General features: G+C 58.7%; 16 protein-coding genes and 2 tRNA genes. 10 read left to right on the forward strand and 8 right to left on the reverse strand.

Annotation, left to right across the window (positions count from 1 at the left end; all coding sequences use genetic code 11):
- Position 1 precedes the first annotated feature (1 nt).
- From trbG to AC0L7I_RS13560, 7 genes are all read left to right on the forward strand, one after another.
- Positions 2-1,030 (forward strand): P-type conjugative transfer protein TrbG, encoded by a 1,029-nt coding sequence (gene trbG / locus AC0L7I_RS13530; RefSeq protein ID WP_473396946.1) that lies wholly within the window; start codon positions 2-4, stop codon positions 1,028-1,030.
- 56 nt (positions 1,031-1,086) lie between these two features.
- Positions 1,087-2,286, forward strand: coding sequence for a TraB/TrbI/VirB10 family type IV secretion system protein (locus AC0L7I_RS13535; protein WP_473396947.1), 1,200 nt, complete (start codon positions 1,087-1,089; stop codon positions 2,284-2,286).
- Positions 2,283-2,501, forward strand: coding sequence for a DUF2274 domain-containing protein (locus AC0L7I_RS13540; protein WP_473396949.1), 219 nt, complete (start codon positions 2,283-2,285; stop codon positions 2,499-2,501). The genes AC0L7I_RS13535 and AC0L7I_RS13540 overlap by 4 nt, the downstream gene beginning before the upstream one ends.
- Before the next feature lie 43 nt (positions 2,502-2,544).
- The gene (locus tag AC0L7I_RS13545; RefSeq protein ID WP_473396950.1) at positions 2,545-2,793 is read left to right on the forward strand and encodes a hypothetical protein; all 249 of its coding nucleotides are present in this window, start codon (positions 2,545-2,547) and stop codon (positions 2,791-2,793) included.
- A gap of 415 nt (positions 2,794-3,208) precedes the next feature.
- Positions 3,209-4,756 (forward strand): Fic family protein, encoded by a 1,548-nt coding sequence (locus AC0L7I_RS13550; protein WP_473396951.1) that lies wholly within the window; start codon positions 3,209-3,211, stop codon positions 4,754-4,756.
- A 426-nt stretch (positions 4,757-5,182) separates the two neighbouring features.
- Positions 5,183-5,491, forward strand: a complete 309-nt coding sequence (locus AC0L7I_RS13555) for an ETC complex I subunit (protein WP_473396953.1) — start codon at positions 5,183-5,185, stop codon at positions 5,489-5,491.
- Positions 5,492-5,507: 16 nt separating this feature from the next.
- Positions 5,508-5,584, forward strand: a tRNA-Arg gene (locus tag AC0L7I_RS13560).
- A gap of 90 nt (positions 5,585-5,674) precedes the next feature.
- On the opposite strand, the gene AC0L7I_RS13565 is transcribed toward AC0L7I_RS13560, so the two are convergent.
- The 7 genes from AC0L7I_RS13565 to AC0L7I_RS13595 all read right to left on the reverse strand — a co-directional run bounded on the left by AC0L7I_RS13565 (position 5,675) and on the right by AC0L7I_RS13595 (position 17,403).
- Complete coding sequence (locus AC0L7I_RS13565) at positions 5,675-6,829, reverse strand: pyridoxal phosphate-dependent aminotransferase (RefSeq protein WP_473396954.1); 1,155 nt, start codon at positions 6,827-6,829, stop codon at positions 5,675-5,677.
- A 73-nt stretch (positions 6,830-6,902) separates the two neighbouring features.
- A complete protein-coding gene (locus tag AC0L7I_RS13570; RefSeq protein ID WP_473396955.1) occupies positions 6,903-7,745 on the reverse strand; it encodes a sulfite exporter TauE/SafE family protein in 843 nt (280 codons plus the stop codon).
- A gap of 146 nt (positions 7,746-7,891) precedes the next feature.
- The gene (locus AC0L7I_RS13575) at positions 7,892-10,492 is read right to left on the reverse strand and encodes a TonB-dependent receptor plug domain-containing protein (RefSeq protein ID WP_473396956.1); all 2,601 of its coding nucleotides are present in this window, start codon (positions 10,490-10,492) and stop codon (positions 7,892-7,894) included.
- Between the two features lie 400 nt (positions 10,493-10,892).
- Positions 10,893-11,501: an ANTAR domain-containing response regulator gene (locus AC0L7I_RS13580; protein ID WP_473396957.1), complete on the reverse strand. Its 609-nt coding sequence runs from the start codon at positions 11,499-11,501 to the stop codon at positions 10,893-10,895.
- Between the two features lie 266 nt (positions 11,502-11,767).
- Positions 11,768-14,896, reverse strand: a complete 3,129-nt coding sequence (locus tag AC0L7I_RS13585) for an efflux RND transporter permease subunit (protein ID WP_473396959.1) — start codon at positions 14,894-14,896, stop codon at positions 11,768-11,770.
- A gap of 5 nt (positions 14,897-14,901) precedes the next feature.
- On the reverse strand, positions 14,902-16,008 hold the full coding sequence (locus tag AC0L7I_RS13590) for an efflux RND transporter periplasmic adaptor subunit (RefSeq protein ID WP_473396961.1): 1,107 nt from the start codon (positions 16,006-16,008) through the stop codon (positions 14,902-14,904).
- Positions 16,009-16,215: 207 nt separating this feature from the next.
- Positions 16,216-17,403 (reverse strand): CaiB/BaiF CoA transferase family protein, encoded by a 1,188-nt coding sequence (locus AC0L7I_RS13595; protein ID WP_473396962.1) that lies wholly within the window; start codon positions 17,401-17,403, stop codon positions 16,216-16,218.
- Positions 17,404-17,652: 249 nt separating this feature from the next.
- On the opposite strand from AC0L7I_RS13595, the gene AC0L7I_RS13600 reads away from it, so the two are divergent.
- Both AC0L7I_RS13600 and AC0L7I_RS13605 read left to right on the forward strand, forming a co-directional pair.
- Entirely contained in the window at positions 17,653-18,633 is a 981-nt protein-coding gene (locus AC0L7I_RS13600) for an LLM class flavin-dependent oxidoreductase (protein WP_473396963.1), read from the forward strand.
- Positions 18,634-18,683: 50 nt separating this feature from the next.
- On the forward strand, positions 18,684-19,424 hold the full coding sequence (locus AC0L7I_RS13605) for an SDR family NAD(P)-dependent oxidoreductase (RefSeq protein ID WP_473396964.1): 741 nt from the start codon (positions 18,684-18,686) through the stop codon (positions 19,422-19,424).
- A gap of 96 nt (positions 19,425-19,520) precedes the next feature.
- On the opposite strand, the gene AC0L7I_RS13610 is transcribed toward AC0L7I_RS13605, so the two are convergent.
- A tRNA-Asp gene (locus AC0L7I_RS13610) sits at positions 19,521-19,597 on the reverse strand.
- A gap of 164 nt (positions 19,598-19,761) precedes the next feature.
- On the opposite strand from AC0L7I_RS13610, the gene AC0L7I_RS13615 reads away from it, so the two are divergent.
- On the forward strand, positions 19,762-22,566 hold the full coding sequence (locus tag AC0L7I_RS13615; RefSeq protein ID WP_473396965.1) for an AsmA family protein: 2,805 nt from the start codon (positions 19,762-19,764) through the stop codon (positions 22,564-22,566).
- The last annotated feature ends 16 nt before the right edge of the window (positions 22,567-22,582 follow it).

The following is a 22,582-nucleotide window of genomic DNA, read 5'->3' on the forward strand; positions in this document are numbered from 1 at the left end:
CATGAAACGCCTTGCCCTGATCCTGCTTGCTTCCTCGGCGCTTGCCGGCTGCGAGACATTGCCCGCACCGCGCGGCCCCGACATCACCCTCGATGAACCGGACTATGTCGAAGATCTCTATCTCGCCCCGGAAGTGGATGAGACGGAGATCGCGGATGCAGAACCCGCGCCGGAACCGGTTGTCTACCGCACCTACACGCCAACCATTGTGTCAGGCGCGGTACCCGGCCAGCTTAAGCCCATGCCGACCAAGACGGAGGCGCCGTCGCTCAAGCCCTACCAGGCCATCGAAGCGGCAAACGGCAAGGCGGCCATCGAGCCCTCGCTCGACAATTACCTGAACGCGATTCAGGTCTATCCCTACACCGTCGGCGCGCTCTACCAGGTCTATTGCGCGCCGGAACAGGTGACCGACATCGTCCTCCAACCCGGCGAAGAACTCGTCTCCGTCTCGGCCGGCGACACGGTCCGCTGGGTCCTGGGGGACACGGTCTCGGGCACCGGAGCGGAGGCGCAGGCCCATATCCTGATCAAGCCGACCCAGGCCGGCCTCAAGACCAACCTCATCATCACGACGAGCCTGCGCGCCTATCACCTCGAACTCCGCGCATTCGAGGAAACCTATATGGCGGCCGTCTCCTGGCGCTATGCAGACCAGCAATTGGTGACGCGGGTGGCGAATTCAGGCACGGCGCGGGCTACAGCATCGTCGTCGCCTGCCGGACTGCAGCTCGACCGGCTGAAGTTCCGGTACGACATCGACGGCGACGCACCACACTGGCGGCCTACCCAAGTCTTCGACGATGGGCGCAAGGTCTATATCCGGTTCCCGGCCCGGCTCGACCAGGGCGAGGCCCCGGCCCTGTTCGTCATTGGACGGGACGGCAAGTCCCAGCTCGTGAACTACCGCATGTCCGGCGACTATTATGTCGTCGACCGCCTGTTCGCCCGCGCCGAACTTCGCCTTGGCGAAAAGCGCCAGGATGTCGTGAAGATCGCGCGCAACGACCTTGGAAGCACGAAGCCATGACGGAAGCGGCTCCACCTGCCCCTCAGCCATTGGAAATCCGTGGGAAACCCCGGCCCGTGAAGAGGTTCTCCAAACGGACGCTGATGGTGCTAATCGGCACCGGCAGCGCGATCGTGCTCGGCTCGTTGGCGTTTGCCCTGCAGGGCCCGAAGGACGATGCTAGCGGCCCGGTGCGCGAACTCTATAATACGGGTCATAATCCGGAGGCGGACGGGCTGGCTGCGCTTCCGAAGTCTTATGGCGAACTGCCGCCGAAGGAAGATGTTCTCGGGCCACCGCTTCCGGGGGACCTCGGCACACCGATCCTCAAGGCGCAGCGTGAAGGGCGTATGGGACTGCCGGCGGAAGATGCGCCAGAGGTAGATCCTATGCGCGAGCAGCTGGCGGCGCTGGAAGCGGAACTCCGGGCGCGCGAAGCGGCACTGGCTGATGCGGCGCGCGGGAGCGGGGTGTTTTTCCAGGTGGGATCGGGTGCAGGCGCGACGAATGCTATTGGAAGTGTTGTGTCCCCGGCATCTGCTTCGGTGAGTTTACCGGACCTTTCGGCTTTTGCGCCGTCTCGCGAAGGGGTGTTCGGATCGCCGCTCAGTGAGGATCCGAACCGGCAGGTACGAAAACTCGATTTCCTGGTCGAAGAGCCCGATCCCTCGATCTACAATCCACACCGGCTCGAGACACCCGTTTCGCCCTATCAGCTGATGGCCGGCACCATCATCCCGGCAACCCTCCTGACAGGCGTGAACTCCGACCTTCCGGGACAGGTCATCGCGCAGGTGACGAGCCCGATCTATGACACGGTGACCGGCGAGACTGTGCTCGTGCCGCAGGGCGCGCGCCTGATCGGGCGCTATGACAGTGTCATCGCGTTCGGCCAGTCACGGGCGCTACTTGTCTGGAGCCGGATCGTCATGCCGGACGGTTCCTCCATCCGGATCGACAATCTCGCCGGGGTCGACGCCCGCGGCTATGCCGGCCTCGAAGACAAAGTCGATTATCACTCCTGGAAGCTGCTGCAGGGCGTCGCCCTTTCGACTCTGCTCGGCGTCGGCGCCGAACTTGGCACCGACGATGAGGGCGATATCGCCCGTGCCCTTCGCCGCTCGGCCCAGACCGGCGCCAACGAAGCCGGCCAGGAAATTGTTCGCCGCAATCTCGATGTTCAGCCCTCGATCACGATCCGGCCGGGCTGGCGTCTCGGCGTGCTCGTGAACAAGGATATCGTTCTGAAACCCTATGAAGGAGGACACCAGAAATGAGCAAGACCAGTCTGAAGATCGGGCCGCTGCCAGACAAGACACCGCAGAAGCTGACCGTGCTTGTCGATCCACCGTTGGCTTCGGACCTCGATGACTATGCCCGGATCCATTCAGAGATTCATGGGGCGGACGTTCCGGCTGCCGCGCTTGTGCCGCTGATGCTGGAGACATTCCTGGCGAGCGACAGCGGTTTCAGGCGCGCCAGGAAATCCTGACAGGACATTGAAGGTATAGAATTCAAGTTGTGGAGTATGACCGATGGCAAGAAGCAAGATCAGTGAAGTCGATTTCACCAATGAAACCAGCTGGCTCACACCAAAACAGTGCGCAGAGCTGACGGGGTGGACTGTGGCAGGCCTGGAAAAACGTCGTGTGCGCGGTCAATGGCCGCCCTATTCTATTCGTGCGGGGCGCCCCAGATATCCTGGGGACTATATCCGTCAGAAATTCGCAGAAGCGGTCGTCACCAATACGGTTCAGGCGTCGACGGTGAGCGGAAGATTTTAGCTAGAACTTCTGTCGGTATTTTGGTGTGAGGCCCATTTTGGCTTTTACCGGCACTTTTTAAATTTGCCGGTAAATGGCTGTCCAGGAACTCTGCCCAGTCGCCTGGACTAACCACACAGAGCTGATGAGCCAGATTTGGGTTACAGTGGATCCTAAGCATTTCACCAATTCACATCCGAAGGTGTAACCTCAGACTTTAACCTGCTTTTTGCGCCGGAAAAGCAGGCCATAGGCTTGTTTTTAGGCAGGATGGGTATCGGTTTGACCTTCGAAGACCGCATCGGCGACCTCCCCCACACTCATTTTTTGATAATTTTTCGCAGATTTTCGATATTTTGATCATTATTCGTATTTTGTGAGTGTTTTTCGGTAAGTATGCGATTAGATCCGATTTCCCTTTTGAAGGTTTTTCATCGTGCCCGACGAAAACTATGATTTTTCGCCCGATTTGAGGGTTTTTCGCGACCGGCACGTTCCGGAAGGTGTGCGGCTATGCGGCTATGCGGCCCTGATCCACGCCTTCGACCTCGATATCCCGCTCCCGCGAATGCTGAGTGGAGCAAAGCCAAGCTTTGCAGAGATGACTGCAGATGGCTGGCAGCTCTATTCTCCGCGCCATCTGCCGGATCCAGGTTTTGCAGGACATCTGACCTTCGCGCTCCGCTATGAGCCGGTGGACCTTTTGATCCTGAAAGCCCTCTTCCAGAAAACCGGGGCAGCCCCGGTCGAAGACATGGTTCGCGCCAGTCCGAACGGCCAGTATGCAAGGCGCGCCTGGTTCTTCTTTGAATGGCTGACCGGCACCACGCTCGACCTGCCTGATGCTGGCGCCGTAGGTTACACAAATGCGCTGAACCCGGACATTCAGATTGCGTGCCGTGGGACCAATTCGCAGCGCCACAGGGTCCGGAACAATTTGCCGGGCTCGGCTGCTTATTGTCCGCTGGTTACTCTCTCACCGCCAATCAAAGCATTTCTTGAACGCGACCTTGCAGGCGACGCGGCGGCAATTATCCGGCCAATCGGCAATGACCTTGTTGCCCGGGCGGCTGCCTTCCTGCTGCTCGCCGACTCCCGCTCGTCCTTTGCCATCGAGGGCGAAAACCCACCACAGGACCGGCTGCATAGCTGGGGACAGGCCATCGCCCAGGCAGGACGCCATCGCCTAAGCAACGAAGAACTCTGCCGCCTGCAAAGGATCGTCATTCCAGACGCCCGCTTCATGCGTATGGGCTACCGCACCGAGGGGGGATTTGTCGGAGAACGTGATCGCCACAGTGGCTCTCCCCTGCCCGAACATATCAGCGCTCGGGCTGAAGACCTGCAGGCGCTCATGGCGGGGTTGCTCAATTTTGCAAATACAGACGCGTCCGGCCTCAATCCGGTCGTTGCTGCCGCGCTGATTGCATTCGGCTTTGTCTATATACATCCGTTCGAAGACGGTAACGGGCGCATCCATCGATACCTGATCCACCATCAACTCGCCGCCTCAGGATTCAATCCGCCCGGCCTCGTCTTTCCTGTATCGAGTGCGTTTCTGTCACGCATCATCGAGTACCGGGACACACTCCGCTCTCATTCAGAACGTATCCTGCCCTTCATTCGGTGGCGGGAAACAGAGACCCATAATGTCGAAGTCCTGAATGAGACGGCTGATTTCTACCGCTACTTCGACGCGACACCGCACGTCCAGTTCCTGTTCGAATGCGTCGCCCAGACGATCGAAAGGGACTTGCCGGAAGAGCTCCTGTTCCTTGAGCGCTATGACCAGTTCAAGACACGCATTGAACAAAGACTGGCTCTTCCTGATGCCCGTCTCGATCTGTTGTTTCGCTTTCTCAAGCAGAACAACGGCACCTTGTCCCAGCGCGCGCGAGAGAATGAGTTTGCTGCTCTGACGCCTGAGGAGGCTGTCTGGGCCGAGACGGTCTATGCTGAGGCTTTTCCACCCTCCCCCATCTGAATTGATTGCACTGGTTGCGAAGCGCCAGTGGTTCCAGGGCGAACGCGAGCGACAGTTGAGTCTCACGCCCTCTTGGATGGTTGCGGGCGGTCGTTTTCGACTTCCCCACAGATGGGTGATGATCACGGCGTCATTGATCCACACTACCTGAAGCCTGTTCCCGATAGCAGTGAAAACACCATAACAGTTGCAGGCAGGCGCAAGCCTCGCTATCCCTTCTTTATTGCAACTCAGACGGTGGCTTATTGGTGGCTTGGCGTTTGGGGGCACCGCAGAAAGAGGGGTCCAAACCCACTTAATGCATTGAATTTACAGAGGTCTTGCGAGAGACAAAAACCACCATCTATCTGGTTTGGGACCAGAGGGTCGGAGGTTCGAATCCTCTCGCTCCGACCAAAAACTTTCTCGAAGAGACGGGGCTGGCAGATGGAAGCGCGTATCTACAAACCCAACAAGAGCGCGATGACGTCTGGACGTGGCAACACGAAGGCCTGGGTCCTTGAATTTGTGAAACCGGGCGCCCGCCGCAGCGCCGACCCGGTGATGGGCTGGACCAGCATAGACGATACGTCAGGACAGGTCCGCCTTGAATTCGATACGCAGGAACAAGCTGTCGAATATGCCCAGCGCGAGGGCATGACGTTCCGCGTCGAAGAAGCGCGCGAGCGCAAACGCTTGGTGAAAACGTATAGCGAGAATTTCTCGTTTGACCGCAAGCAGCCCTGGACGCACTAAGGCGCGTCACTGGCGTGGCCCCTTAGCTCAACTGGATAGAGCACCGGACTTCTAATCCGACGGTTGCAGGTTCAAGTCCTGCAGGGGTCACCATCAGAACCCTGCCCTGGAATTTCCCATTTGCACAAGAAAAGGACCGGAGCGTTCACCCCGGCCCCCTGTATTCGATTGCGTGACTGGTTCTCAGGCCGAAACGACTTCCGGCAAGGCCTTGCAGAAGCGTTCAACATCTTCGATCTTTCCCATCGAGACGCGGGTCCACTCACTATAGTCCATGTACTGGCCCCGAATGTAGACACCCTTTTCCTTCATGGCCTGCTGGACGGCATTCGCCTCCTTTCCGGACTTGAAGTAGACGAAGTTTGTCTGCGACGGCAGTGACTGAAGGCCGAGTGCGCCCGTCGTTGCAAGTATCATTTCCCGCGCTTCGACGATCTTGCCTTTCGAGAAATCGAGGAAAGCCGTGTCGTCATAACTGCCAATGGCAGCGGCGAGACCCACGCCGGAAATCCATGACATGGACGTGCCCTGGATTTTCGCTGCCGTTTCCGGCGACGAAATCGTATAGCCGACGCGAATGCCAGCCATACCATATATCTTCGAGAATGTGCGCGAGACGATGACGTCGTGGCCTTCCTTGATCAGACCGATACAGGTGTTGCCTTCAGGATCGTTGGCAAGTTCCATATAGGCCTCATCGACGAGAACCGTCGTGACGGCGGACATGCGCCTTACCGCCGCTTTCAAAATCTCCGGCTCCAGTACCATGCCCGTCGGATTGTTCGGATTGCACAATTGAACGAGCCCGGTTTCGCTGGTGACCTTCGCTTCGATCGCCGGCAGGTCAATGCTCATGTCTGCAGCCAGCGGCACACGGTCAATCTCGGCCATCCCGAGATTGACCGCATAGAGTGCAGTTGTGTCCCAGAAAAGGCGTGGCGCCACGATCGGCCCCTTCTGGCCGTAGATCAGCGCAATAGCACAAAGCGCCTCGCCTGATCCGGTCGTGATCGCGACCATATCAGGCGTCACACCGTGACGTTCTGCGATCATAGACGCCAGTTTCTTGCCGGCAATATCCGGATAATAGGCGCCTTTCTTACCGGCATATTCAATCATCTTCAGAGCCGAAGGCGCAGGCCCGTACGGATTTTCGTTCCGCGACAAGAGCGCCACACCGCCGCGCGGGCCAAGCAATTCCGGCTCTGCCGACGGCGCGTTAGCGGGAAAGGCGGCCTCGGCCGCCGCCGTGCCGGATGTGGTGCACGCGGCGGCGCACGCAACCGATGCGCCAACAGCTCCCGTCAGGACCCAGCGTCTCGAAATATCAAATGCCATTTTTATTCCCCAGTCATTGGTTGGATGTTTATGGGGCTGCGGCCCCGATTGAAAAGGACCGAGCCTCCCATGTTCAGGAAGCGAATGAATTGTACAAAACGATCGCGGACGTTGCGACGAGATAAATCCCGAATACGCGCTTCAGGGCTACGGCGTTGAGACTGTGCGCGGCCCGCGCACCAAGGGGCGCGGTCAGGAAAGACATAGCAGTAATTGCCAGGACGGCAATCACGTTCACATAGCCTATCGATCCAAAGGGCAGCGCCGGAACACCGCCCCCGAGTACGGCGAAACCGATTGCTCCGGGCACGGCGATAAGGACTCCGAATCCAGCAGCGGTTGCGACGGCCTGGTGAATGGGTCGACCGCATGCCGTCATTACAAGCACGGCTATTGTGCCGCCGCCAATTCCGAGCAGCGCCGAAAATCCCCCCAGGAATGTGGCTATCCCCGCGAGGGCCGGGCCACTGGGCATGTCCTTGGCAATGGCCTTTTTAGGCTGCAGGACCGGCGCGATGAAGTGTACGCCCATCAGGAACACGCCAATCGAGAAAATCCATTTCAATGACCGGCCATCCAGGTAGCGCGCTGTGAATATGCCGAGCACAGCGCCCACAATGAGCCAGGGTGCCCAGTCGCGGATGATCTTGAAGTCCACCGCACCGCGTTTGTGATGGGCATGGACCGATCTGGACGAGGTGACGATGATGGTCGCAAGTGAGGTGCCGATTGCAAGGTGGGCGATGATGTCGCTTTCGACATTGAAAACGCTGAATGTGAGCAGGAGGGCAGGAACGACTACAAAGCCGCCGCCTATTCCAAAGAGCCCCGCGACAAACCCGGCGACGATGCCGGCTGCAAGCAAGACTGCGATCAACTGGCTCACATGAGCCAGGTCGAGTTCAGATAGTGACATGAATAACCTGATTTTATTGAGGGCGCTGATAACAAGCAGCTTGGAAAGCGGTCGCGTTCAAAGCACGCAGGGGACGGCTTGGGCCGTCCCCTGCCGCTGGGCATCGGGGGCTTTGCTTCAAGCATCCCGATAACGCCGGACATCGGCTAGAACTCTACAGAGCCCTTGACGTAGTAGTACCCCCCCTGCCAGTCGACGACGGAATCTGAACGGTAGATCCGACCGCAGCAAGTTTCCCCGATTGTGCCCGGGTCAGGGTATTCATCAAACGCGTTGCGGGCCCCGACTGCGATCCGGTAGGCGTCCTTGAATTTATAGGATGCTTCGAGATCGATCAGTATTTTCGGGTCAAACTCCTGAATCGCGGTGATCGTGCTGCTGCCATTGGAGTTCTCATACGAGCCGTAATAGCTGGCACGAGCGAGCAGCCCCAAGGGGCCTGCTTCGTGCCTCAGCGTGAAGACACCTCTCCATTCAGGGTCCATATTGACGAAGTCGAACTGGTCTTCGGCATTGAACAAGTTCGCCACGCTTCCGTCGAATTCGGTCGTGTTATAGTTGACCGATCCTGTAAAGCTCGTCGTCGCGCCGCTCGACCATGGCATCGTATACGTGCCGACGATATCGACACCTTCGGTAATCGTGTCGAACGCATTGGCGAAATAGAAAACGCCGCCAATGGATTCTGCTCCGGCAACGCCTGCCCCGACCAGCGCCAGATAGTTGTCATAAGCCGTACCGGCCGAAGGGTCGGTCGATACGGACTGGGTGGAAATGGCGTTCACGCGGTCTTCCAGGACGATCCGGTAGTAATCGACTGTGAGTGTAAACTTGTCGAATGTGCTCGTCGCACCAAACGTGTAGTTCAGTGACTTTTCCGGATCGAGTGGCGATGCGCCGAGGGCTTGAGCAACCACACCCCCAGCCGGGAACAATCCGGTGGCAACCGGGAACCCGTTGGGCAGGCGTGTCGATACGTTGGTCGTGCCCTGTTGGCCTGGCGTAGGCGCACGGAACCCCGTCCCGACCGATCCGCGCAAGGCGAAATAGTCGCTAATCTCGAAACGGCCAGCAACCTTGCCGACAATTTCGGCATCGAAATCCGAATAATTTTCGTAACGTACAGCACCCTGGAGGAATAGCCGGTCTGTTACATCTGCGCTGAGGTCAACATATGCCGCCTTGGATTCCCTCTTGTACTCACCAGAAAACTCAGGAGAATAACCCGGGAAACCATTCGATCCTACACCGACAACCCTATAGACCGGGTCCGATGAATCTGAACAGTCTAGAGTGGAACCGTTCGCTATGACGGCCAGTCCGGCGGCAGTGGGCGCCATGGCATTACAAAAGCCCCAAGGATCGGATGTTGCGTATGGTCCAACCGCGTAGGAATCTGCTCCACCCTCAACAATCTCATAGGACTCATCAAGATAGCTGAGACCAAAGGCAAACAGTAACGGGCTATTCATGCCGACCTCGAACTCCGTGGTGAAGTCTGCCTGGAATTGGGTCTCCTTGTTGATCAGGTCGCCGGGCTTGAACGATGTCGGAGAATCCGGCCCCAGCGACGGGTTGATCGTGTTTGAAAGCGTGTAGTCGATTTCACTCTTTCCCGACCGTCCACTCAGGTCATAGGTGATACCATTGTCGAGCTCGCCTTTAAGGCCGCCAACCATGGAGATGTCCTTTACGTCACCAAAGAAGCGCGGCGCAAAACCGCCCGGGAACTTTTCAAGCGGGCTGTAGATCGATCCGTCTTCGACCCGAAGGTCTTCAATGGTTCCGTTACCGGGGTACCGATAGAAGAAGCTGCCATCTGCGGTGCTGTCGGAATAGTTCCCGAAAGCGTAGACTTCCATTGAGTCGGAGAGCTGATACCCCGCATTGAAGAACAATCGGACCGCTTCCGAGTTTGGCTGGCCCCAAGGCTGGACGACCGGTCCCTGCGCATCCACAGCAGCAAGATATTCCGGCGTCAGGAAAGCGGCGTAACCAGCCGTCGCGTCGAAATCCGGGCTGCCGGGATCAACACAGAACCAGGATTCACAATATTGCTCACCACGGATCGTGGCGTCGGCCTTGCTATATTCACCCGACACGCTCAGGAAACCCTGCCCCCCCAATGACATGCCGAAATTTCCTGCAAGCGTCGTCTGGAGACCATCACCTTCATAATACTCCCCGACTTCCGCGGAGAATGCCCCGCCTTCAGGATTGTCCTTGAGTATGAAGTTGATAACGCCGGCAATAGCATCAGAACCGTACTGCGCAGCAGCGCCATCCCGTAAAACCTCCACTGATTTCAACGCAATGGCGGGGATCGTGGCGATATCCGGCCCTTGAGATCCCGAACCACCGATCTGGACGAGTGCAGCCCTGTGACGCCGCTTGGAATTTACCAGAACCAGGGTCTTGTCGGTTGGCATGCCTCGAAGCGTAGCCGGGCGGACAAATGTACCTCCATCGGAAATCGGCTGCCGGCTGAGCGAATAGGATGGAACGAGCGTCTTGATGATGTCATTTGCATCCGTGAAAGGAACATCCAAAAGCTCGTCCTCGGCAAGGACATCGATCGGCACAGGCGAATTTGCGACCGAACGCGGCTTACCCCTTGCGCCGGTAACAGTCACGGTTTCCTGAACGGAGACTGCATCTGTCATCGCGAGCTCCTGCGCAGTGACTGTCAGACTACCTGCCGCGAGGAAAGCGCCCGACATCAGATATGTTCGAAACGAATGTTTCATTTTTACTACCCCTTGTTGCTGCGCTGCTTTCAGGCAACGCGACCCCATCCGCCAAAGCGGATAGTTGAACCCTCCCCAGACTGACGACCGTTTGACGATCCGCCGGAGAAACCAGTGCGAGATGGCTGACATCCCGTTTTGAATTTTGAGAATTCGCCAAAGGCGAAAGGCACGACCGGCCCGCCACTGGGCCGCTTCTTGGGTTCATCGTTGAACTTGAATCCAGCAGAACCGCTGAATGGCAGACTTCAAACAAAAAACTGCGCAATTCCTAGATCTGCCGCGCCAAGCGCACACGATTGATGCAGCGCAGCAATCTTCCCGCTCAATGCATCAGCACATAGCGGCGCGCCAGGCTTGGCCAAATGGGATATCCGTCATCTTGAGCAACAATTGCAGATCAAGGGAGCATGTTGTCGATCGCGACGATTGTTTCGGCGATTTCCCGCACAGGTTTCCCCCGTGCCATCGCCATCTTGCGGAGGGCCTCGTAGGCCGCATGTTCGGAGACGCCGCGTTGCTCCATAAGCAAACCCTTGGCACGTTCGATGAGCTTTCGCGCTTCAAGGTCGCTTTTCGATTTTGTCAGCTCCTTGAGCAGTGCATCGGTCAGCCGGAAGCGTTCAATCGCTACTTCGACGACTGTCGCGACGCGATCAGAAGCCAGTCCTTTGACGATGTAACCACTCGCTCCGGCGCGTATGGCGCGTCGCGCAATATCGTTTTGGTCCGCTTCAACGAAGACGGCGATCGGCATGGGCCGAGCCCTCGACAATTCCTCAATGGTCTTGATCATTGAATCGTCTGGCAACTGCCTGCTGATGATCAGGACGTCGACCGCGTGGGTATCGGTCGCGGCCATTATTGCGGCAGTCGTCAGTTCGCTGATCCGATGGACGACCGCCTTTTCAGCCAACCCCGCTTCGAATATTCTTCCGCGGTCGGCATCGTCGTCCACGAGCAGAATTTCCAATGCTGATGTCGGCTTCGACTGTTCATGCGCCTTCATCGTGGCTCCGAACGCATTGCCCGACGATTGACGCCTTTTTGGTGTCGCGATTTGACATGAATATCGGTTCCGCCCCGCTGGAAATTTGTTCAACAGGAGCGATTTTCTTGTTTGTACCCGTAGAAATACAAACCAATTCTCCTCAAAAAAGAGGAAACAACTGCCAATAGACGCATGCTTGGGCATCTTGGCCTACCGAATGCCAACAAACTGGATATTCCGGCGTCTTGCCTGCAAGAACTGGCGCGACCAGGCGATAATCTTTCCTATTCCGCCGGCGTGCCTGCCAGATCCGCCTCTTCCGATTCCCGTTCAAGCTTGCGCGAGACGTCGCCGGGCGATCCCGACTTGCGCGCGAACAGCGCATAAGCCGTCGGCACGAACAGGACAGTGATGATGACAGCCGTAATGACGCCGAACAAGATCACCACGCCGATTGCCTGCCGGGTTTCGGCCCCCGCTCCTTCGGAAAGAATAAGGGGAAGCGATCCTGCTGCAGTCGTCAGGCCCGTCATGACGATAGGGCGGAACCGCGCAAGGGATGCTTCACGCAACGCCTCATCGAAATCCATCCCTTCGTCACGCAACTGGTTGGCAAACTCGACGATCAGGATGCCATTTTTCGCCGCCAGGCCGACCAGCATGATCAGCCCGATCTGCGTGTAGATATTGATCGTATTGCCCGTCAGCCAAAGGCCGAGCAGCCCCCCGGCAATCGTCGCAGGAACGCAGAGCATGATGATGATCGGGTGTCGGTAGCTTTCGAACTGGGCCGCCAGGACCAGGAAGACGATAACCAGTCCGATCGCGAACACGAACAGGATCGAGGCTCCCGACGACCTGAAGTCGAGCGACTGGCCCTTGAAGTCGATCTGGGCCCCGGCGGGCAGCACTTCGCGCGCAACCCGTTCCATTCCGCTCAAGGCCGTACCAAGGGACACACCCGGGGCGAGGCCTGCCTCGATTGTGATCGATCGGACGCGGTTGTAACGGTTGAGACTGGGGCTGTCGGCAATCGACCTGATCGTGGTGAGACTCGACAGAGGGACCAGCTGACCGGAACGTGATGAGCGAACATAAATGTTCTGGACATCCATTGGCGTGTTCTGGTCCGACCGCAGGCCTTCGAGGATGACATCATACTCTTCGCCATTGTCGGTATAGGTCGTGACACGCCTGGAACCGAGCATGGTCTGCAACGTGCTTCCAACCTCGGAAACGGTGACTCCAAGATCGGCAGCACGCTCGTAATCAATCGAAATCCGGAATTGCGGCTGTGTTTCCTTATAGTCCCAATCAATGTCGACCAGTCCCGGATTGTCCGCTTCGAGTGCCGCAACAAACGTATCGCGCCACTGGGTCAATTCATCGTAGGAAGGCCCGCCAATGACGAACTGTATGGGCTTTCCATTCCCACCACCAAGCCCCTGCCGCATGATGGCAAAGGCGCGGATGCCCGGCAGGTCCGAAAGCTTTCCGTTGATCTCTTGAACGATCGTGTCGGCCGGCCGGCGGTTAGCCCAATCGTCGAGGACGACGATGACAAACCCTTCATTGAACCCCGACGATCCGAACCCGGGCGCACGTACCAAAAGGCGGGTCGCTTCACCCGAGTCGGCATAGGGAAGCAGCCGGCGTTCGATCTCGTCCATATAGGTGGACATGTAATCGAACGACGCCCCCTCTTCGCCCCGTACACTTATGAAGAAGCTGCCGCGATCTTCGCGGGGGACGTATTCCTCGTCGATGTGCTGGTAGAGCCACACGGCCCCGCCAAAGATGCCGCAAAGAATGACCGATACAAGGACTGGCCGGTAGATCAGCTTCCCAAGGACCCAGCCATAACCAGACTTGAGCGTCGCAAATGCTCCATTGATCACCCTGGGGATGATACCGAGAAGGCCCGATGTCGCTTGTGGCTTGAGAAGTTTGGACGACAACATCGGCACCAGCGTGAGCGACAGGATGCTCGAGAACGCCACAGCCGCTGCCATCGCCAGCGCGAATTCCGTAAACAGCCGCCCGACATTGCCCTGCAGAAAAGTGATCGGGACAAAGACTGAAATGAGGACCAGCGTCGTTGCAATAACCGCGAATCCGACCTGGCGCGCGCCGCGATAGGAGGCGACGAGAGGCGACTCGCCCAACTCGTCCATCCTGCGGTGGATGTTTTCAAGCACGACGATCGCATCATCCACGACCAGGCCAATCGCCAAGACAAGCGCCAGCAGGGTCAAAAGGTTGATGGAGAGCCCGAAGGCAAGAAGGACGATAAAAGTCGAAATAATCGAGATCGGAACCGTAATTGCTGGAATGATGGTCGATCGGACGCTTCCGAGGAAAAGGAAGATAACCAGCGTGACCAGCCCGACCGCAATGAACAGCGTAGCATAGACCTCGCGAATGGAGGCATCGATGAAGACGGATGAGTCATAGCTGCGCGCGATGACCATGCCGTCCGGCAACGTCGCGTTCAACCTGTCTGCCAGTTCACGCGCCTCCCGGGCGACATCAACGGTGTTCGCGGTTGATTGCTTGACGATGCCCATTCCCACCATGGGCACGCCATTGCCACGGAACGTGTTGCGGTCCTCCGCCGTACCGCGCTCGACCCGGGCGACATCGCCCAGCCGCACCAGATAGCCGTCATCGCCCTGGGCAATGACCAGTCCGGCGAACTCTTGAGGCGTCCGGAAGGCACGCTCAATGCGGACTGTGAAGGTTCGTGTCTCGGACTCGAGGCTGCCGGCCGGAGCCTCTATGTTCTCGGTACGAAGGGCGCGTTCGATATCGCTGACAGCGAGGTTGCGTGAAGCAAGCGCGCGCCGGTCGATCCAGATGCGCAGCGCATAGTCACGTGACCCGCCCACCCTGACGCGGGCCACCCCATCCAGCGCCGAGAAGCGATCCACAAGGAAACGGTCCGCATAATCCGACAATTCGGGCGTTGTCAGGTTCTCGCTGGCGAGGTTAAGCCAGATGATCACCTCATCATTTGCATCGGCCTTTTCGATTTCAGGCGGATCCGCCTCCGGAGGCAGCTGGTCCAGCACGCCCGAAACACGGTCACGTATATCATTGGCGGCCGCATCGATGTCCTGGTCGATGCTGAACTCAATACTGATACTGGACCGGCCATCCGTTGAATTGGAGTTGATGAACCTGATACCGGACACGCCAGCAATGCGGTCCTCGATCACACGGGTGATACGGGTTTCAACGACGTTGGCTGACGCCCCCGGGTAGCGGGTATCGATCGATACGACAGGTGCGTCTATGTCGGGATACTCGCGCAAGGGCAGCCGGTTGTAGGCCACGATCCCGAAAATGATCAGGATGAGTGACAGAACCGATGCGAAGACCGGGCGCTTCACCGAGATGTCTGACAGCAGCATCCGGGCTAGTGCGCGTTTGCTGCGGCGCCATTGCCGGATGCGCCCGGCAAGATGGCAGAACGGTCGCGAACAACGATTTCAGAGCCCTCGCGCACACGAATGGCGCCTTCGGTTATAATGCGCTCGCCCTCTTCGAGGCCGGACAAGACCTCGACGTTGCCGCCCTGACGCAGGCCAATCTCGACCTTGCGCTGCCGGGCAACCACCTTGGCTCCGTCACTCTCCGCGACCAGCACAAAGTTATCTGGGCCGAGCGGCTGGATCGCGCCCTCTGGAATCGACAGCGCAGTGCGCGCATCAGCGGAAATGTTCACGCGCATGAACATGCCGGCTTTCAGTGCCTTGTCTGGATTGGGCAGGATCGCGCGCACGCGCACGGACCGCGTCACGGGGTCGATGGAATTATCAACACTGTCGATCGTGCCGGAAAAGTCCATCCCGGGCAGGTCGTCCGTTGATGCGGTGACCGCCACTCCGGCGGAGAGTGAACGGAGAAAGGTCGAGGGAACCGAGAAGTCGAGCTTCATCTGGCTGTCGTCCACGAGTGTCGCAACCACATCGCCGGGCCTGACATAAGAACCAACACTGACCATGCGAAAGCCGAGCACACCGTCGAAAGGAGCGACGAGGACACGGTCTTTCTGACGAACCTGAACCGCGCGGAGCTGGGCGTTGGCATTGTCGAGGTCGCGGCGCGCTGCATCAAGCGCCGTTTGGGCGATGGCGTCCTGTTCGGCGAGCTGGATCGCGCGCTGATATTGGCGACGCGCCTCGTCCGAATTGGCCTGCGCCGCCTCAACAAGCGCGACCTGTTCGCGTTGCGCGAGCGACAGAAGCGTTTTGCCCGCTACCACGCGCTCACCATCGTCGAAATACAGGCCCGTGACGCGATCGGCGACATTGAGCGTCAAGTCCACGCGTTCATTTGCCTTGAGCGTGCCCAGGGCCTCGATCCGCATCGCAAAGTCCTGTTTGCCGACCTCTGCCACGAAAACACTCGCCGGTCCCCGCGCCTGCGCAGCCGCAACCGGTCCCACGACCAGTTGCACGAGGACAGCTAGCGCCAAGCCGAGCGACCTGAACAATCGCCATGAATTTGCCGGATGTTTCATGCGGGAGCCTAGTGATGCTTCGAAGAAAACCTCCGACGCGAAGTGAAATCAGTTGAGACGTGACAATTTACGGTGTGGTGCCAGCGACTCGGTGCGGACCGGTCCGCAACGCGCGCAAGCCAGCACACCTGCTTTCTGGCAATCTTAGCACCAAAAACCCAACAATTTCACCACAATGACGAAAAATTTACCCCCACTGGTCGTGTTTCAGGCATCCACATCGGGTTTTGAGACTTCACCCAGGCCAAGTTCATCCAGAACTTCGTTTGTGTGCTGGCCGATCAGGGGTGCTGGCGTAATCGGACGACGTGTTTCACCCCGGAAGATGACAGGTGGCTGGGTCTCCCAATAACCGCCTTCCGTCGGATGGGTACGTTTCTGGAAGAACCCGACCGCCTGGAGATGGGGATCGTCGCGCAACTCGCTGATATCATTCACGCGGGCGGCCGGAATATCGGCAGCTGTGAACGCGTCCAGCCAGAATTGCGTCGGCTTGGCACTGAGATAGGCCTGCACACGCTCCATCATGTAGGGCATGTTGTGATAGCGCCCCCTGCGATCATTGAGGCGTTCGTCCTGCAATTCCTGCGGCGCCTCGAGAACGTCGAACAACCTTATCCAGCGCGCATCGACATAGGGCGCGATTGTAATCCAGCCATCGGCTGTCTGGAGCGGCTGGCGGGATGGGTCCACCTGGCGCTGATAGCAGGCCGGACCGTTGGGCGGATCGAATGTCTCACCGTAGAGGTGCTCCTCCAGCAGGAAGTGAGTCACGCATTCGAACATCGGCACCTCGACATGGACCGCCTCGCCAGTGCGATCGCGCTGGCGCAGCGCTGCCAGTGTCGCATAGACGGCGTGCAGGCCCGACACCTTGTCGGCAATCGCCAATGGAAGGAATCGCGGCGCCGGATTGCCGTCGACCCGTGGTAACAGGCTGGCGGTTCCTGACAGGCCCTGGATCAGGTCGTCATAGGCGGGCCTGCCTGCATAGGGGCCTTCCGAGCCGAATCCGGTGCAGTGGATATAGACAATGTCGGGCTTGATCGCCTTGACCTCGTCAAAGGTCAGTCCGATCCGGGCCACGGCGTCTTCGCGGACATTGTGAATGAAGACGTCGCTCTGCTGGATCAGCTTCGTAATCGCGGCCTTGCCTTCGTCCGATTTAAGGTCCCAGACAACCGAGCGCTTGCCGCGATTGATGGTGAGGTGACACGGCCCCATGCTGCGCGTGTTCACGGGTTTTCCGACGTTTCGGAAATCGTCTCCGGCCGCTGGTTCGACCTTCACGACTTCGGCGCCCATATCGGCCAATGTCTGGGTACAATAGGGACCGAAAATGACCGTCGTCATGTCTGCAATGCGAATGTCGGAAAGGACGTTTGTACCGGGCATGATAGGCTCCGCTTCATCTGTATCAATGGGTGCCCGCCGGGCGACTACGTCCGTTAGGTACGGTGTTCCAACAGGCTTATCAATGTCATCGGTTGCCACTTCCGGGTTCGCCCCGCGTCAACGAAGCCGAATGCCGCAACGTCAATCGGCTGTGGGTTTTGACTTCGGCCAGAACGATGCCCAAGTGGATTCAACGGGCGCGTCCGCACTCCCCTTGCGGTACGACCCGTCACAATGCCGGAGGCCGAAATGCCACTCTTGTCCATTCTCGATCTAGTTCGCGTAACCCAGGGCACGGATGCGCGCACAGCGATGGACAATGCCCGCGATCTTTCTGCGCATGCTGAGAACTGGAACTACAAACGCATTTGGGTGGCCGAGCACCACAACATGGCCGGCATTGCCAGCGCCGCAACCTCGCTCGTGATTGCGCACATAGCAGCGGGATCCAAAAAAATTCGCGTTGGCGCCGGCGGCATCATGTTGCCCAATCATTCCCCGATCGTGATAGCTGAACAGTTTGGCACCCTGGAACGCCTGTTTCCCGGACGTATCGACCTTGGCCTGGGCCGCGCACCCGGCACAGACCAGATTACGCTTCGCGCGCTCAGGACGACGGCAGAAGCCGCCGAACGGTTTCCGCAGGATGTCATGGAACTACAGGCATTCCTCGGTCCGTTGCAGCCCGGTCAGCGCGTGCAGGCCGTCCCTGCTTCCGGAACGAATGTGCCTGTTTGGATACTTGGATCCAGCCATTTCGGCGCGATGCTGGCAGCTGAGTTGGGCCTGCCCTACGCCTTTGCCTCGCATTTCGCGCCGGCCCACCTGATGTCCGCGCTACATATCTATCGGAGCCGCTTCAAACCGTCGGAACAACTGCAAAAACCCTATGCGATGGTAGGTGTGAACATCATCGCGGCCGAAAGTGATGCTGAGGCTCGCCGCCTGGCGACAACCCAGCAGATGTCGTTTGCCAACCTGCTGCGCGGTGCGCGCTCCCTCAGTCAGCCGCCCATCGACAGTATCGACGAATACTGGACCGCAGCCGAAAAGGCGCAAGCACAGAACATGCTCGCTCGTTCCATTGTCGGATCGCCTGATACGGTTCGCGCAGGGATAGACGCGCTGACGGCAGAGACCGCCGCTGACGAGCTCATCATCGTGTCGGATGTATACGATCACACGGCTCGCCTGCGTTCATTCGAACTGATCGCGGGAACACAGTCCTGACGTCTGGACGAAACAGGAAAACAAGAAAACTTGAATTGGGAGGAAGCAATATGGATCAAGGTGATACAGACTTCACGGGCAAGCGCGTGCTGGTTGTCGGTGGATCCAGCGGCATCGGCAACGGTATCGCGCAGGCGTTCCGGGCACGCGGCGCGGAAGTCCATGTTTGGGGCACGCGCGCCAGTGCGACCGACTATGATCCGGCAGACGGGAGCGATCTCGAAGGTCTGGTCTACCAGCAGGTAGACGTGGGCGATCCCGATGCCATTGAGGCGGCGAAAATCGGGTTCGACACGCTCGACTCGCTCGTGCTTTGCCAAGGCACGGTTGTCTACAAACGCGGAGAATTCGAACGCGAAGGCTGGGACCGCGTCATGGCCGTCAATCTGGACAGCCTGATGCATTGTGCGCGGCGGTTGAAGCCCATGCTCACGAAAGCCGGCGGATCAGTGATCATTGTCAGTTCAATATCGGGCTTCTCGGCCAACGTGGGCAATCCCGCCTACGCAGCGTCCAAAGCAGGCGCCGTCAGCCTTACAAAGACGCTCGGCCAAGCCTGGGCGCCAGACGGCATTCGTGTGAACGGACTCGCGCCCGGCCTTGTCGATACGAAACTAACCAAGGTCACGACGGAGAATCCGAAGCGTCTCGAAGGCGCATTGCGGGCGATTCCTGTCGGACGCATGGGCCTGCCGGGCGACATGGCGGGCGCCGCGATCTTTCTCGCGAGCCCGCTGGCCGCTTATGTCTGCGGTCAAACCCTCATCGTGGACGGTGGCTTGTCCCTCTGAGCCTGAGCCTGCGGCGGGGCGTTCGACCCTAAATCGCGAACGGGCCGGGGAAAACCCCGGCCCGTTCGACGATATTCGGTCAAGAATACAAGAAAATGGCGCGAGTGACGGGACTTGAACCCGCGACCTCCGGCGTGACAGGCCGGCACTCTAACCGACTGAGCTACACCCGCGTATTTTCTCAAGCCGCAAAGCGGCGAGCCGCCTCTCTAATCAAGGGGACTATGGCGGTCAAGCAAGGAACGTCAGGCCAAGTTCGATTATCTGCATTTCAGGCGACATTCATGCGACACAATGTACATGTACTAGCTAACTACACAGGAAACAGGACCTATCCATGAAACGCATCTTGCTCGTGATCGCCGGTATTGTCAGCCTTATCGTTGTCGCGGCGATGATCGTGCCATTTCTAGTGCCGGGCGAAGTCTACAAGGCCCAGATCGAAAAGGCCGCGACTGATGCGTTGCAACGGGACGTAACACTCGCAGGAGACGTGAAAATCTCGGTGTTCCCGAGGATTTCAGCTAGTGTCGGCGGGGTTACCGTAGCCAATCCCGAGGGATTCGACCGTCCGAACATGATCGAGGCGGGTGAATTGCGCGGCTCGGTCAAATGGCTGCCCCTCCTGTCCCGGCGGGTCGATGTCCAGGAAATCGCGTTTGTCGATGCCAATGTGGATCTCCACAAGCTGGCCAACGGCACAACCAACTGGGCGTTTGGAGCGCAAACCAGTCCAGAAGACGGGGATGACGGCGCAAGCAGCGGATTCAACGCGGGAATCGCATCGGCCCGCCTGAAGAATGCGAACCTATCCTATCGCGACGATTTGGCCGGCACCGCCTATGAAGTGAAGGAACTGGACCTGCAGGCCTCGCTCCAGTCTCTCGACGAGCCTCTGAAGGCAAAAGCATCAGGCCTGTTCCAGGGTGAGCAGTTTGAGGTGGACCTCCAACTCGATTCGCCGGACGCCCTGACAGCAGGCACACAAGCCGCCGTCGCCTTTGCGTTGGACTCGACGCTCGGCACGGTTGGTTATGATGGTAACGTGACGCTTGGTGACGCGCCGGCCCTGTCGGGCGCATTCTCGGCAAGTTCAGACGCGCTGGCAAAGTTCGCAGCGTTTGCTGGTATCGAACTGCCGATGGATATCTCGCGTCTTGGCAAGGTAGAGACGAAAGGCAACATGTCTGGCCCGTTCTCGGCGCTGAAGATTGATGTCGACAGCTTCAGCCAGTCTTCGGACCTGGCAAAGACGGATTTCACCGGCCAGATCATGCTCGCCGAATCCTCAACGATCACAGGCAACCTGGCTCTTTCGGCACCGAGCATTGCTGATCTGGCAAAGTTTGGCGGTGTGGACATGCCGCTCAACCTCGCGCCGCTTGGCGGGACGGTCGTGAAGGCCAGCCTGTCTGGTGCGCTGACCCAGCCGGCGATCAGTTTTGAAACCCTTTCGGTCAAGGGCAACCAGATCGACGCGAACTATACAGGCGCCCTTACGCTCGGCGAAAAGCTGGCTTTTGACGGCAGAATTTCCGCCGTGTTGCCTCAGGCTGGCGATCTGGCGACCCAAATGGGCCTCGATCTTCCTGCAAGTGACGCCCTGGAACGGGTGGAACTGAAGGGCGCGATCAAAGGCTTCGCCGACGCGCTCAGCCTGAGCGGTCTGGACGTGAAACATTCAGGCGCGCTGTTGAACGCAACCTATACCGGCGCTGTGGGTCTCGCGGGCGAAGGCAGCATTAATGGCAAGGTCGCCGCAGCGAGCAACGAGTTGCGCGCCCTGCTGAAGGCAGCAGATATCGAGATGGCGCCCGGTGACACACTCAAGACATTCAATGTGAACAGCGCGATCGCCGGCAATTTCAAGAAGATGTCGCTGACCAATCTCACGCTCGTGCTCGACAACATCACGGGCAAGGGCACAGCGGGCATTGATCTGACCGGCGACCGTCCGACAATCACCGGCAACCTGGACATGGGACCGCTCGACCTGTCGCCCTTCCTTGGCGAAGGCGATCAGGCGGCAAAGCCGAAACAGGCCGGGACGGGATGGAGCAGGGAACCGCTGGATCTGGCGGGATTGAAAGCCGTAGACGCTGATGTACACATCACGACGAGCGCGCTGACGCTTGGCAAGGTGAAGCTGACCGACGCCGCGCTCGACGCCACACTCAAGCAAGGCATCCTCGCTGCCGACCTGTCGAAGTTCAAAGCCTTCGGCGGCGACTGGAACGGCAAGCTGGGCGTCAACGCACAGGGCGCCACGCCTGCCATGGACTTCACGATGAATGGCACAGGTGTCGGCATGTCGAGCCTGCTCGGCACACTTGCAGGATTTGACAAGTTGAGCGGAACAGGCGGATTCCAGGTGACGGGCGCCGCCTCTGGCCATTCCATCAATGACATCGTGAGTGCACTCGACGGCAAAGTCACAACCAACCTGGTGGACGGGTCGTTGAAAGGACTGAACGTCGCACAACTCGTGCGCAGTGCGGATTCCCTGCAGAAGGCGCTCACGACGGGAAGCCTGCAGAACCTGGACTTTTCGTCAGCCCTGTCTCCGTCCGCCGTCACTGATTTTTCGAGCTTCGACACCGTGCTCACGATCAATGACGGCGTGGCAAATGTTGACCTGATGAAGCTGATCAACCCGGTGCTGGGGATCGACGGGACCGGCAAAATCAATCTTGGTGGCCAGTCGCTGGACCTGCGCCTTGCGACCAGTATCGATAAGTCGGGCCAGGGTAGCGGCAGCGTTGTGCAACTGAACGGCATACCGGTACCGGTTCGCGTCTCCGGATCCTGGAGCAAGCTGAAAGTGTCTCCGGATACATCCGGCATCCAGTCTGCGCTGAAAGCCGAACTCGGCAACAAGCTGAAGGGCCAGTTGTCCGACAAAATTGGCGGCGAGGCCGGTCAAATTCTCGGGACGGTGCTCGGCGTGCCAGCAAGCCCATCGCCCGCTCCGGCGCAAGAACCAGTCCCCGAAAATGGCGCAGCGCCCGCGACAGCTGAGCCGGAGACGAAAGCGCCTGTCACGCTCGAAAGTGCGGCGGAGCAAGCGGCAAAAGACGCGCTCGGCGACCTGTTCAAGAAGAAGAAAAAGAAAGAAGAGCCAGTGCCTGCCGAACCTGAATAAACTGGCTGCTTTCGGA

The sequence above is a fragment of the Hyphomonas sp. J20-32 genome (assembly GCF_055808555.1).